Raw genomic sequence first — 13,873 nt, forward strand, 5'->3', positions numbered from 1 at the left:
CGGGGGCGCGGGAGGCCCACGAGGAACGGAAGGCACGGAAGGCACGGGAGGCACGGGAGGCACGGGAGGTGCCGGGGATGCGGCACCGGCCGGCAGCCGGCTCGCGGCCCGGGACCTGACCCTGGCCTACGACGACCGCACGGTCGTCGAGGGGCTCGACCTCGATATCCCGCACGGCGCGGTGACGGTCGTCGTCGGCCCCAACGCCTGCGGCAAGTCCACGCTGCTGCGGGCGCTCGGCCGGCTGCTCGCACCGCGCCGCGGCGCCGTCCTGCTGGACGGCACGGACCTGGCCCGCATCCCCACCAAGAAGATCGCCCAGGCCGTGGGGCTGCTGCCGCAGACCCCGGTGGCCCCCGAGGCGATCACCGTCGCCGACCTGGTCTCCCGCGGCCGCCAGCCGCACCAGCGCTGGTGGCGGCAGTGGTCCGAGGCGGACGAGCGGGCCGTCGCCGAGGCCATGGCCCGTACGGACGTGACGCGGCTGGCGGACCGGCCGGTGGACGAACTGTCCGGCGGGCAGCGGCAGCGCGTGTGGATCGCGATGGCGCTCGCCCAGGAGACCGGCCTGCTGCTCCTGGACGAGCCGACGACGTACCTGGACATCGCGCACCAGGTCGAGGTGCTGGACCTGATACGGCAGCTCAACCACGACCGGGGGCGCACCGTCGTCGCCGTCCTGCACGACCTCAACCAGGCCGCCCGCTACGCCGACCACCTGGTGGCGATGAAACAGGGCCGGATCGTCGCACAGGGGCACCCGTCGGCGGTCGTCACGGCCGGGCTGGTGCGGGAGGTGTTCGGGCTGGAGTCGGTGGTCGTACCGGATCCGGTGACGGGCTCGCCCCTGGTGGTCCCGGGGCGGCCTTGGCAGGCTCCGGGCGGAGGGTCCACGGTCGTTCCCGAGCCGGGTTAGGACCTGTCGGCGACAGGGCCCGGCCGTCCCGTACGCCCATTCCTGCCGAAAGGGCCCGTCATGCCGCTCTCCGCAGTTCCCCGTACGGTTCCGTGGACCGGGCGCCGCCGCGCCGGGTGCCGCCGCGCCACCCGCGCCGCGGCCACCGCCGTGACCGGCGCCCTGGCCGCTTCCCTGACGCTGGCCGCGTGCGGCTCGGGCGGCTCCGGCGGCCCGTCCGGAACGGGGGGTTCCGGCGCCTCGGCCAAGCCCGCCGACTGCCCGGCGCAGCCGACCACGACCTGGGCGAAGCCCGTTCCGGGCAAGGGCACGCACCGGGTGCGTACGGCGCGGGGCGAGGTGACGGTGCCGAACCGGCCGCGGCGGGTGGTCGTCCTGGACACCGCGGAGCTGGACTCCGCGATCACGCTCGGGGTCACCCCGGTCGGCGCCACCCGCTCCGACGTGGCCGGCGGATTCCTCGGCTACCTGCCCAAGGAGAAGGTCGCCGGCATCAAGGACGTGGGAAAGATCGGCGCCCCGAACCTGGAGGCGGTCGCCGCACTGAAGCCGGACCTGATCCTGACCAGCGCGGTGCGCGACGGCAAGCGGTACGAGCAGCTGAAGGCCATCGCGCCCACGGTCATGACGGAGACCACCGGCTACCCGTGGAAGCAGAATTTCGCCACCCACGCCGACGCGCTCGGCAGGATCCCGCAGGCACGGCAGGCGGCCGCCGCGTACGAGGCGCACGCCGGGCGGGTCACCGCGGCACTCGGCGGGGCCGCGGCGGCGAAGCGGACCACGACGAACGTCGTCCGCTTCGTCGAGGGCGCCGACACCCGCGTCTACGGCTGCCGCAGCTACATCGGCACGATCCTGAACGACATCGGCACCGGCCCGACCAGCGTGGTGCAGAACGCGCGGGACGGCCTGATGATCGAAGTCAGCGCGGAACAGCTGAACGAGGCGGACGCGGACGCGCTCTTCTACACGGCCTACGGCAGCCCGGAGAAATCCCAGGAGAAGCAGGTCACCGGCGGGGCGCTGTGGAAGAACATGCGGGCGGTCAGGAACGGCCGGGCCTTCCGCGTCGACGACGAGCTGTGGATCCAGGGGATCGGCTATACGGCGGCGGGCAAGATCTTGGACCAGGTGCAGGAAAAGCTGGCGAAGGAGTAGGCGGCGTTGTGGAGGGGGCGGGGGCTGGACGGGGCGGTGGGCGGGAGAGGCGGGGTCCGGACGGGGCAGTGGGCGGGGGCCGGACGGGCCGGTGGGGCCACGCACGGGCCGGTGGGGGCGCGGGCGGGCCGGTGGGGCCACGCACAGGTCGGCGGGGCCCCACCACGGCTCAGCGCGGCTGCCGCCGCATCCGCCACACCAGGAACAGAGCCGAGGCGACAGCCGCGACACGGACCACCACCGGCAGCACCCCGGTCAGCTCGTGCCCCAGCTGCCCCTCGGCGATGGGCTCGCCCCACCGCCCGTCGACCCGGCCCCACAGCCACACCACCAGCCCGCCGACGATCACTCCCGGCACTCCCAGCGCCGCGAACTTCGCCTCGCCCCGGGGCAGCCGACGGGAGGTGTAGGCGAGCACCCATCCCCCGGCGAGCGCGAGCCAGACTCCGGTCACCGCGCCCGCCACCAGCAGGAGGACGGCCAGCAGCAGGACCGGGCTGAGCGGGGGCCGCGCGACCGGCGCGTACTCCACCGCTTCGGGCTCCTCGGCGTACGGCTCCGGAGCGGTGCCGGACCTCCGCCACCGCGCGAGCACGCGCGGCAGCACGCCGCGCGGCGCCTCGGCCGCCTCCTCGCCGTGCTCGCCGCCCTCCTCGCCGTCCTCGCCGTCCTCGCCCTCCGCGTCGTCGTCCCCGCCCCGCTCGCCCTTCTCCAGGGACAGCGGGCCGCCCTCCTCGCGCTCGCCCGGCGGGCGCTCCCGGATCTCGGGGATCTCGATGCCGCCGATGAACCCGGGCACCGTCTCGCCGGGTCCGTACGGCCCGTACGGGTCCTCCTGCACGCGCCACCAGTCGGGTTCGGCGCTGCCGTCACCGAGTTCGTCGAAGCCCGCGAGGTGCGGCGGGGACGCGGTGGGCGGCGGCTCCGGCTCCCGGGCGCGGCCGGAGCGGCGCTTGCCCTCGCGCGGGGCCCCGTCGCGCGGGGCTCCGTCGCGCGGGGACGGGATCTTTCCGGCGAGGCGTCCGCGCAACCCCTCACCCAGAGCGGAGAGGTTGGGAAGGGCGGGACGGGAGGGGCGGGAGGTGGGTTTGGCGGGACCATTGGCGGAGATGGTGTCCTGATCGCCGGCGCCGGGGCGCGGCCGTGGCTCCGCCGCACCCGACGGTCCCGGCGAGGCCGGTGGCCCGCTGCCGCCCGCCGCCTCCACCACCGCCTCGGGCGTGCCGAGCCGGGACAGCACACGTCTGACACCCGGCACCGTGTCCGGCTTCGCCGCGTCCACCTGGGCCCGCAGCTCGGCCACCAGGCGCATCCGCGCTCCGGAGGACAGCCCGCGCTGCTGGGCCAGATCACCGACCCGGCTCAGATAGTCAAAGACCAGCTGGTCGCTCTCGATCCCCACGAAATCCCCTGTGGCACAGCCCGGCTCCTCCGGAGACGGTACCGCCGATCGCCCCTCCGGCGGAGGCGGCACAACGCCGCCGTCGGCGTCGGCACGGCGCCGCGCGGCCGTCGGCACGGCACCGCACTTGTCGGCGGTACGGCGCTGCACTCGCCGTCGGCACGGCGGTGCGCCCACCGTCCGCACGGCGCTGCACCCGACAACGTCAGCGGCCCCCGCTACCGTGTAGCGGATGAGTGAAACACCCCGCACGCTCGCCGAAGAGCTCCGCACCCGCCCGGACAGCGGGCTCGCCGACCTGCTGCGGGCCCGTCCCGACCTCCTCAACCCGGTCCCCGGCGACCTGACCCAGCTCGCCACCCGTGCCGGTACCCGCGCCTCCGTCGTGCGGGCCGTGGAGCGCCTGAACCGTTTCGCGCTGCAGACCGCCGAGGCGCTGGCGGTGGCGCCGGACCCCTGTCCGTACGAGACGCTGCTCGGCCTGATGGCGGGGGACGTACCGGCGGATGCCCCGACGGCGGACGCGTCGGACTCGGGCGCGTCCGACACCGGCATGCCGGACCCGAGCACATCCGACACCGGCACGTCCGACAAGGGACCACACCTGCCCCCCGGCACCCGCTCCGCCATCGCCGCCGAGCTCCCCCGCGCCGTATCGACCCTGCGCGAACAGGCCCTGGTCTGGGGCGGTGACGACCGGCTGCGCCTGGTCCGTACGGCCCGCGAACTGCTCGCGCCCGGACCCGCGCACCCCTCCCCCACCGGCCTCGGGCCGACCGTCGCCGAGGCCACGTCCGGCATGTCGCCCGGCCGCCTCCAGGACATCCTGGCCGCCGCCGGGCTGCCCGCGACCCACGACCCGGTGACCGCCGTCGCCGCTCTGACCTCGCTGTTCGAGGACCGTAAGCGGATGGCCGCGCTGCTCGCCGAAGCCCCTGAGGAGGCGCACGGCGTCCTGGCCCGGCTGGTCTGGGGCCCGCCGTACGGCGCCGTCACCGACCGGCCCGCCGCGCACCTGCAATGGCTGCTCGACCGGGGCGTGCTGCTGCCCGCCGGGCCGCGCAACGTCGTCCTCCCCCGCGAGGCCGCCCTGCACCTGCGCGCGGGGCGCGCGCACCGCGTCCCCGAGCCGTTGCCGCCGGCCCTCGCGCCCACCACCGAACGCGATCCACAGCTTGTGGACAGCGCCGCCGCGGGCCAGGCGTTCACCGCCCTGGCCACCGTCGATGAACTGCTCAAGGAGTGGGACCTCGGCGGGCCGGGCGTACTGCGGGCGGGCGGGCTGAGCGTACGGGACCTCAAGCGGACCGCCGCCGCCCTGGACTGCACCGAGCACGTCGCCGCATTCTGGCTCGAACTCGCCTATGCCGCCGGACTGGTGGCGTCCGACGGCGAGGCCGACGAGCGGTACGCGCCCACGCCCGCCGCCGAGGACTGGCGGCAGCTGCCCGCCGAGGAACGCTGGGCGCGGCTGGCCACGGCCTGGCTCGCGGCGACCCGTACGGCCGGGCTGGTCGGCACCGCCGATCCCAAGGGCCGCACCCTGTCCGCGCTCGGCCCGAACCTCGACCGCTCCCCGGCTCCCGAGGTGCGCCACCGGGCGCTCACGCTGCTCGCGTCCCTGGCGCCCGGCACCTCCGTACCGGCCGACGCCGTCCTGGACCGGCTGCGCTGGGAGCGGCCGCTGCGCGGGGCGGGCGCCTCAGCCGGTGAGCCGGGCGGCGCGCAGACCAGCGGCCCGCAAACAGCTGCCCGCCGTCCGGCCGCCGCCGGCGCCTCCCCCTCCGACACCAACGCCGCCCGCAACACCGGCGCGGCGGGCACGGCGGGCACCGCGGGCGCTTCCAGTGCCACCGACGACCTGCGCTCCCGCCTCGCCCGCTGGACCCTCGCCGAGGCCGAACTCCTCGGCATCACCGGCCGCGGCGCCCTGGCCACCCACGCCCGCGCGCTCCTGGGCACGGAGCCCGCGGATACCAAGCCCACGCACACCAAGTCCACGGACACCAAGTCCCCAGCCACCAAGCCCGCGGACGCCCCCGCCCCCGCCTCCGACCCCGCGGCCGCACGGTCCGAACGAGCCGCCCGGGCCGCCGCCCTCCTCGCCCCCCTCCTCCCCGAACCCCTCGACCACGTCCTCCTCCAGGCCGACCTGACCGCCGTCGCCCCCGGCCCGCTGGAGCGCCCCCTGGCCGACGCGCTCGGCATCCTCGCCGACGTCGAGTCCAAGGGCGGCGCCACGGTCTACCGCTTCACCCCCGCCTCCGTACGCCGGGCCCTGGACGCCGGCCGGTCCGCGGCCGAACTGCAAAGCTTCCTCGCCACCCACTCCCGCACCCCGGTGCCGCAGCCGCTCGCCTACCTCATCGACGACGTGGCGCGGCGCCACGGCCGGCTCCGCGTCGGCGCGGCCTCGGCGTACGTACGCTGCGACGACGACGCGCTGCTCGCGGAGATCCTCGCCGACCGCCGCGCCGTCGCCCTGCGCCTGCGCCGGCTCGCCCCGACCGTACTGGCCTCGGCCGCCCCGCCCGACCAGCTCCTGGAGGTGCTGCGCGCGATGGGCTACGCCCCGGCCGCCGAATCCGCCGAGGGCGACGTCCTCATCGCCCGCCCGGACGCCTACCGCACCCCGCCGCGCACCGCGCCCGCCCCGGTCCCCGACGGCCCGCCCGAGCCCGCCGGCACCCTCCTCGAAGCGGCGGTCCGCGCCATCCGCGCCGGCGACCTGGCCGCCACCGCCGAACGCAAGCCGGTACGCGCTCCCGCGGCCCCGGCCCCCGGCGGCCTCCCCCGCACCACCTCGGCCGAGACCCTGGCCACCATGCAGGCCGCCGTCCTGACCAACGCCACCCTGTGGATCGGCTACGTCAACGCCGACGGCGCCGCCAGCCAGCGCGTGATCGCCCCGGTCCGCGTCGAGGGCGGCTTCGTCACCGCCTACGACCACACCGCCGACGAGGTCCGCACATTCCCCCTCCACCGCATCACCGGCGTCGCGGAACTGGCGGACGAAACGGCGTCCTGAGCGGGCCGGACCCGGTCACCCGGCTCCCGTACCGCCCCCGGCGCCGTACCGCAGACCGTCCACCAGCAGCGCCACCATCCGCCGCGTATGGCCGCCCTCGTCCTCCTGGGCGGGCAGGGTCAGATTGCGCGTGGCGGTCAGCAGGTCCTCGGGATCGATGCCGGGGCGGATCTCCCCGGCGCGCACCGCGGCGTCGATGAGCCCGCCGAGGACCGGCATGAAGCGCTGGTCGAAGTACGCGGGCAAGGTGTCGTAGGCCGGGTCCCCGGAGTGCAGGGCGGCGCTGAGCCCGCGCTTGGCGGCGATGAAGGCCGTGAACCGCTGAAGCCACTGGGAGAGCGCTTCGGCCGGCCCGTACTGCGCCGCGAGCGACTCCGCGGCATCGGCACAGGCGTCCACCTCGTGCCGGAAGACCGCCGCGATGAGATCCGACCGCTGCGGAAAGTGCCGGTAGAGCGTCCCGGCCCCCACCCCCGCCCGCGCGGTGATCTGCCGCACGGGCGCGTCCACCCCCGAGGTGGCGAAGATTTCCGCGGCCGCGCTGAGCAGCGCGTCGAGATTCCGCCGCACATCGGCACGCACGCGCTTGGAGCCCTGCCCTCCGACCGCGTCCGCACCGGCTTCCCGGGTCGTGTCGTCGCTCACGGGGGTCCCCTCTTACTGGAACGGGCAGGGGCCATCGTACGAGGAGAACCGCCCCGGCCCGCCACGCCGTCAGCGGCGCCGACGCACCAGGGCTCCCGGATCGACCTCGACCGGGAACGGCTTCTCGATCAGAGTCGTGCGCCCGGCCTCCGCCACGGCCCGCTCCACATAGCGGCCGTTCTCCAGCTCGCAGACGACCAGGGCCGGCGTCGGCTCCAGTTCGAGCCGCCACAGATGCTCGATACCGGCTTCCGCGTAGTACGGCGGCTTGAGCAGCCGGTCGGTGCGGCGGCCGGACGACGACGGCGAGACGATCTCGGCCACGAGCAGCACGGCCTCGGCGTCGAAATTGACCGGGTCCTGATCGGCAGCGGCGGCGTCCACCACAGCGATGTCCGGGATGAAGAGGCCGTCAGGCAGAATCACGTTGACCGCCCCCAGCACCTCGGCCGGAGCTCCCACTGAAGCGATGGCAGCATCCAGCAAAGAAGCCAGGCGGAACGACGCCCGCTGATGCTTGGTTCCCGGTGCCGGCGACAGCAGGAGCGCTTCCCCCACCAGTTCGCGACGCTGTCCCCGGTCCTCCCCCAGAGCCAGGACCTCCTCCACCGTCCATGGGCCGTAGTGATCTTCATGCGCCACGCTCATCAACTCACCCCCTCAGCCGGAACCATCACCATCAGTGTGGCGCCCGCCACCGACATCGCGCCGTTCGCTTCGTTCCCGGTCACTCGCCCGAGTGCGCGACACTGGAGGCTTGCCCAAGTCGGACCGTACGGAAGGGCCGCGCGTGAACGGACCTCTCATCGTCCAGAGCGACAAGACGCTGCTGCTGGAAGTCGACCACGAGCAGGCGGAGGCGTGCCGGCGGGCCATCGCGCCGTTCGCGGAGCTGGAGCGGGCGCCCGAGCACATGCACACGTACCGGGTGACGCCGCTCGGGCTGTGGAACGCGCGGGCCGCGGGGCACGACGCCGAGCAGGTCGTGGACGCGCTGGTGCAGTTCTCGCGGTACCCGGTGCCGCACGCGCTGCTGGTGGACATCGCCGAGACGATGTCGCGGTACGGGCGGCTGACGCTGTCCAAGCACCCGGCGCACGGGCTGGTGCTGACCACCACCGACCGGCCGGTGCTGGAGGAGGTCCTGCGGTCGAAGAAGGTGCAGCCGCTGGTGGGGGCGCGGCTGGATCCGGACACGGTGGTGGTGCATCCGTCCGAGCGCGGGCAGATCAAGCAGACGCTGCTGAAGCTGGGCTGGCCGGCGGAGGACCTGGCCGGGTATGTGGACGGTGAGGCGCATCCGATCGAGCTGGACGAGGACGGATGGGCCCTGCGGCCGTATCAGGAGCAGGCCGTGGAGGGGTTCTGGCACGGCGGGTCGGGTGTGGTCGTACTGCCCTGTGGTGCGGGGAAGACGCTGGTGGGGGCCGGGGCGATGGCGCGGGCCAAGGCGACCACGCTGATCCTGGTGACCAACACCGTCTCGGCGCGGCAGTGGAAGCACGAGCTGGTCAAGCGGACCTCGCTGACCGAGGACGAGGTCGGCGAGTACAGCGGTACGAAGAAGGAGATCCGGCCGGTCACCATCGCGACGTACCAGGTGCTGACGACCAAGCGGAAAGGCGTCTACCCGCACCTGGAGCTGTTCGATTCGCGGGACTGGGGGCTGATCGTCTATGACGAGGTGCACCTGCTGCCCGCGCCGGTCTTCAAGTTCACGGCCGATCTCCAGGCGCGGCGGCGGCTGGGGCTGACCGCGACCCTCGTACGGGAGGACGGGCGCGAGTCGGACGTCTTCTCGCTGATCGGGCCGAAGCGCTTCGACGCGCCGTGGAAGGAGATCGAGGCGCAGGGGTACATCGCGCCGGCGGACTGTGTCGAGGTGCGGGTCAACCTGACGGACTCGGAGCGGCTGGCGTACGCGACGGCCGAGGCCGAGGAGAAGTACCGGTACTGCGCGACGACGGCCAGCAAGCAGAGCGTGACCGAGGCGCTGGTGCGGCGGCACGAGGGCGAGCAGACCCTCGTCATCGGGCAGTACATCGACCAGCTCGACGAGCTGGGCGAGCACCTGGACGCCCCGGTGATCAAGGGGGAGACGACCAACGCGCAGCGCGAGAAGCTCTTCGACGCGTTCCGGGAGGGCGAGATCTCCGTGCTGGTCGTCTCCAAGGTCGCGAACTTCTCGATCGACCTGCCGGAGGCGACGGTCGCGATCCAGGTGTCGGGCACGTTCGGGTCCCGGCAGGAGGAGGCGCAGCGGCTGGGGCGGGTGCTGCGGCCGAAGGCGGACGGGCACGAGGCGCGGTTCTACTCGGTCGTCGCCCGGGACACCGTCGACCAGGACTTCGCGGCGCACCGGCAGCGGTTCCTGGCGGAGCAGGGGTACGCGTACCGGATCGTGGACGCCACGGAGTTGTTGGCGGAGGGGTGAGGGAGGAAGGCCCGTGACCGGCCGGCCCTGGTCGGGTGGTTGCGGGTCGGTGGTCGTCAGCGTTCGGGGATGCGGGTGCTCAGTTCGCGGGCCGGACCCACGGCGCGCGGCCTGCGCGGCAGCGGGAAGGGGCGGCGGGCCAGGGTGGTGGGCGGTCCGGCCGGGGTACGGCGTATCCACCAGGCGACCGCCGCCAGCAGCGCCAGCCCCAGGAGCGGGTAGGGGGCCGCGAGCGGCTGCTGCCACCAGGGCAGCTCCAGGTCGAGGTCGCCCTGGTGCGGCACCACCCACATCGTGCGGGCCGTGAAGGCGACCGCCACCGCCGCGACCAGGACGCGGCGCCACCGTACGCCGTGGGTGTGCGCCCCGAGGACGACCAGCAGCGGCACGCACCACACCCAGTGGTGGGACCAGCTGATCGGCGAGACGAGCAGCGCCGTCACGGCGGTGCACAGCACGCCCCAGGAGTCCAGGCCGCGCCGCAGGTACACCCGGCGGGCGACGAAAAGCCCGGCCATGCCGGCCGCCAGCGCCAGGGCCGCCCACAGCAGGCCCGGCTCCGGAGTGTGCAGGACCCGGGTCAGCAGGCCCTGGAGGGACTGGTTGTCGACGATCCACGCCTTGCCGACCCGGCCGGTCTCGAACATCCGTCGCGTCCAGAACTCCACGCTCGCGGCCGGCAGCACCAGCAGCCCGAGCAGGGCGGAGACCGCGAACCCGGCCAGGGCGGTGCAGGCGGCGCGCACCCGGCCGGTGATCAGCAGGTAGACGGCGAAGACCGCGGGGGTGAGCTTGACGCCGGTCGCGACGCCGATGGCGAAGCCCTTGAGGCGGGCGCCGTCCGGGCGGGCCAGGTCCCACAGGACGAGGCAGGTGAGGGCGAGGTTGATCTGCCCGAACGCGATGGTCTGGAAGACCGGTTCGAGCCAGATGGCTAGCGCGGTCCCGGCGAGGACGACGGGCAGTGTGCGCGCGGCGCTCAGCCGGGCCGTGCCGCCGCGGTCAGCGGTGCCGGGGGTGTACGCGGCCTTGTACGACAGGTGCAGCAGCACCGGGATGAGGGCCACGTTGACGAGGACGGAGACGACCTTGAGAGCGCCGAGCGGGAGCCAGGTCGTCGGGATGAACAGCAGGGCGGCGAAGGGCGGGTAGGTGGCGGGCAGCTTCCACTCGGTGACGGTGAAGCCGTACAGGTCGCCGCCGCTCGCCGCGGCCTCGCCTTCGGCCCGGTAGACCGCTATGTCCGACATGGACAGCGAGACCAGCCGGAACACGGCGGCCAGCGCGCCCGCGGACGACACCACCAGCAGCAGTACGGCGGTGATCGTCTTCCTGTCGGGGCGCGTGATGTGACGCACCCACGGCCGTCTCTGTGGTACCGGTCGCGTCCCCTCGGCGGCAGACACTTGTTTGGCCCCTCCTCGTCGCCGAACGCACGCTGTCTGCGGCGACGCTAGTCGATCGAGACCGACTGTTTGTAACGGTTTCCGGTCATCCGGTTGCTGAACAGGGTCGATCGAGGGCCGGGACGCGGAATGGTGGTCGGGACTGCGGGAGGCGGGTCAGTAGGAGGCGGGCCAGTGGGAGCGGGCCAGTGGGGGCGGGTCAGTCCTCCGCGTACTCCCCGAGGAGGACGACGCTGACCGCGGCGGCGGCGAAGACCTTCACCGCGCGGAAGACGTTGCCAACTATGTGGCGCTGGTCGTGGGAGCGGGGCGCGCGGTCGGCGGCGTCCGGGCCGAGGGCGGTGGCGCCGTGGGTCGGGTGCAGGGTGCCTGGGGTGATGGTTGCGCTGCTCATGTCCTCCATCATGGTTTTCCCGGCGGCACGGCACATCGGCCCACGGGCCCATCCCTGCCCCGGCTTTGGTCAGTCCGTGGTCCCATACCGTCCCCTACGGGAGATGGAGGCCGCCGGGCCGAAGGATCAGGGTCGGGCCGGGGAGGGCTCCCGCGGGGCGCCCTCCCCCGCTCGAAATTCGTTGGCGCCCCTGAAACCTGCTGGATACAATCGCCGGTCTTCCCGCCTCCCGCAGCGGAGTGCCACCGGCCGCACGGAAACCGGCCGGCTTCCTGTGTCACGCAGCCGCATACGTCACGCCCAGGGCTACGTCCGCCGTCAGGCCCGTACGTAGCCGGACCCGCCGGAGGCAACACCGTGCCCACGCACGCCCATGACCAAGCGCACGCCCATGACCGCACGCCCGGCCGACAGGACCCCCTGGAGCGCGAACGCGCCCACCTCGCCGCCTCCCGGAAGGCGCTGCGCGCCATGCGCCGCGACGCCGAGGCGCTCAACATCGCGGACGTCACCGCGAACTGGGTCAACGCCGAAGTGCTCCAGGGCGAGGTGGAGGCCCGGATCAAGGCGCTCGCCGACCTGGCCGACACCCCGCTCTTCTTCGGCCGCCTCGACTACCTGCACGCGCCGGGCACCGACCTGGCCGAGGGCGCGGCGGGCGAGAACTTCTACATCGGCCGGCGGCACGTCCACGACGCCGACGGCGACCCGATGGTCATCGACTGGCGCGCCCCGGTCTCCCAGCCGTTCTACCGGGCCTCCAAGAAGGACCCGATGGACCTCCGGCTGCGCCGCCGCTTCGGTTACACGGGCGGGCAGCTGACCGCGTACGAGGACGAGCACCTGACCGACCCGGCGGAGGCGGAGCAGCACAGCAAGCTGCTCCAGGACGAGATCGAGCGGCCGCGTGTCGGCCCGATGCGCGACATCGTCGCGACGATCCAGCCCGAGCAGGACGAGATCGTGCGCGCCGGGATCGGCGGCACGGTGTGTGTCCAGGGGGCGCCGGGCACCGGAAAGACCGCGGTGGGCCTGCACCGCGTCGCGTACCTGCTGTACGCGCACCGCGAGCGGCTGGCCCGCTCCGGCACCCTCGTCATCGGCCCGAACCGCTCGTTCCTGCACTACATCGAGCAGGTGCTGCCCGCGCTGGGCGAGCTGGAGGTCAAGCAGGCCACGGTCGACGACCTGGTGGCGCACGTCGAGGTGCGGGGCACGGACGACGCCGCGGCGGCGACGGTCAAGGGCGACGCGCGGCTCGCGGAGGTGCTGCGGCGGGCGGTGTGGTCGCACGTGCGCAAGCCGGCCGAGGCGTGTGTGGTGGTGCGCGGTTCGCGGCGCTGGCGGGTGCCCGCGTACGAGATCGAGGAGATCGTCGACGAGCTGCTGCGCCGCGACATCCGGTACGGCGCGGCGCGGGAGGCCCTGCCGCAGCGGATCGCGCACGCGGTGCTCGTACGGATGGAACAGGCGGGCGAGGCGCCGGACGACCGGGTGCAGGACGCGGTGGCGCGCAACGCGGCGGTCAAGGCCGTGGTCAAGGAGGTCTGGCCGCCGGTCGACCCGGCCAAGCTGGTGCTGCGGCTGCTCGGCGACGCGGAGTTCCTGGCCGCGCAGGCGGAGGGCATCCTGACGCCGGAGGAGCAGAAGACGATCCTGTGGGCGAAGCCGGCCCGCAGCGTGAAGAGCGCCAAGTGGTCGGCGGCGGACGCGGTGCTGATCGACGAGGCGGCGGACCTGGTCTCCCGTACGCCCTCCCTGGGCCACGTGGTGCTGGACGAGGCGCAGGACCTGTCGCCGATGCAGTACCGGGCGGTGGGCCGGCGCTGTACGACCGGTTCGGCGACGGTCCTGGGCGACATCGCGCAGGGCACCACGCCGTGGGCCACCGACACGTGGGAGGAGGCGCTGGCCCACCTGGGCAAGCCGGACGCCCGGATCGAGGAGCTGACGCTGGGCTTCCGGGTGCCGCGCGAGGTGATCGCGTACGCCTCGCGGCTGCTGCCCGCGATCGCCCCGGACCTGACCGAGGCCACCTCCATCCGCGAGTCGGCGGGCGACTTCACGATCCGGCGGGTGCCGGCGGCGGAGCTGGACGCGGCGGTCGTCGCCGCCTGCCACGAGGCGCTGGCCAAGGAAGGATCGATCGGCCTGATCGCGGCCGAGGCCCGGCTGCCCGCGCTGCGCGCGGCGCTGGACGCGGCGGGCCTGGCCGTCCTGGCACCCGGCGAGGAGACCTCCGCGGAGGCCCGGCTGACCCTGGTCCCCGCCACCCTCGCCAAGGGCCTCGAATACGACTACGTCGTGCTCGACGAGCCCGCCGCGATCGTCGACGGCGAACCGGACGAGCGCACGGGCCTGCGCCGCCTGTACGTCTGCCTGACCCGGCCGGTGTCCGGGCTGAGGGTGGTGCACGCGGCGGGGCTGCCGGAGCGGCTCGGATGAGCCGGCGGGTCCGTACGCCGTACGGATCCGCCCCGTACGCCG

At 74.2% G+C, this 13,873-nt stretch carries 10 protein-coding genes; 5 read left to right on the forward strand and 5 right to left on the reverse strand.

Annotation, left to right across the window (positions count from 1 at the left end; all coding sequences use genetic code 11):
* The first annotated feature begins 115 nt into the window (after positions 1–115).
* Both CP973_RS36270 and CP973_RS36275 read left to right on the forward strand, forming a co-directional pair.
* Positions 116–916: an ABC transporter ATP-binding protein gene (locus tag CP973_RS36270; RefSeq protein WP_150250767.1), complete on the forward strand. Its 801-nt coding sequence runs from the start codon at positions 116–118 to the stop codon at positions 914–916.
* A gap of 60 nt (positions 917–976) precedes the next feature.
* A complete protein-coding gene (locus CP973_RS36275) occupies positions 977–2,077 on the forward strand; it encodes an ABC transporter substrate-binding protein (RefSeq protein ID WP_150248414.1) in 1,101 nt (366 codons plus the stop codon).
* Positions 2,078–2,246: 169 nt separating this feature from the next.
* Here the strand turns inward: CP973_RS36275 and CP973_RS36280 are convergent, their stop codons facing one another.
* Positions 2,247–3,479: a hypothetical protein gene (locus tag CP973_RS36280; protein WP_150248416.1), complete on the reverse strand. Its 1,233-nt coding sequence runs from the start codon at positions 3,477–3,479 to the stop codon at positions 2,247–2,249.
* 232 nt (positions 3,480–3,711) lie between these two features.
* Between CP973_RS36280 and CP973_RS36285 the strand changes: the two genes are divergently transcribed.
* Positions 3,712–6,507, forward strand: coding sequence for a helicase C-terminal domain-containing protein (locus tag CP973_RS36285; protein WP_150248418.1), 2,796 nt, complete (start codon positions 3,712–3,714; stop codon positions 6,505–6,507).
* A gap of 15 nt (positions 6,508–6,522) precedes the next feature.
* Here the strand turns inward: CP973_RS36285 and CP973_RS36290 are convergent, their stop codons facing one another.
* Both CP973_RS36290 and CP973_RS36295 read right to left on the reverse strand, forming a co-directional pair.
* Complete coding sequence (locus CP973_RS36290; protein ID WP_150248420.1) at positions 6,523–7,152, reverse strand: TetR/AcrR family transcriptional regulator; 630 nt, start codon at positions 7,150–7,152, stop codon at positions 6,523–6,525.
* 69 nt (positions 7,153–7,221) lie between these two features.
* Entirely contained in the window at positions 7,222–7,800 is a 579-nt protein-coding gene (locus CP973_RS36295; protein ID WP_150248423.1) for a Uma2 family endonuclease, read from the reverse strand.
* A gap of 142 nt (positions 7,801–7,942) precedes the next feature.
* On the opposite strand from CP973_RS36295, the gene CP973_RS36300 reads away from it, so the two are divergent.
* Positions 7,943–9,586: a DNA repair helicase XPB gene (locus CP973_RS36300; RefSeq protein ID WP_150248425.1), complete on the forward strand. Its 1,644-nt coding sequence runs from the start codon at positions 7,943–7,945 to the stop codon at positions 9,584–9,586.
* A gap of 56 nt (positions 9,587–9,642) precedes the next feature.
* Here CP973_RS36300 and CP973_RS36305 read toward each other — a convergent pair whose 3' ends face one another.
* A complete protein-coding gene (locus CP973_RS36305; protein ID WP_150248427.1) occupies positions 9,643–10,944 on the reverse strand; it encodes a glycosyltransferase 87 family protein in 1,302 nt (433 codons plus the stop codon).
* Between the two features lie 247 nt (positions 10,945–11,191).
* The gene (locus CP973_RS36310; protein WP_150248429.1) at positions 11,192–11,386 is read right to left on the reverse strand and encodes a hypothetical protein; all 195 of its coding nucleotides are present in this window, start codon (positions 11,384–11,386) and stop codon (positions 11,192–11,194) included.
* 357 nt (positions 11,387–11,743) lie between these two features.
* Between CP973_RS36310 and CP973_RS36315 the strand changes: the two genes are divergently transcribed.
* Entirely contained in the window at positions 11,744–13,831 is a 2,088-nt protein-coding gene (locus tag CP973_RS36315; protein WP_150248431.1) for a HelD family protein, read from the forward strand.
* Positions 13,832–13,873 lie beyond the last annotated feature (42 nt).

Source organism: Streptomyces albofaciens JCM 4342 (genome assembly GCF_008634025.1).
Taxonomy (GTDB): domain Bacteria; phylum Actinomycetota; class Actinomycetes; order Streptomycetales; family Streptomycetaceae; genus Streptomyces; species Streptomyces albofaciens.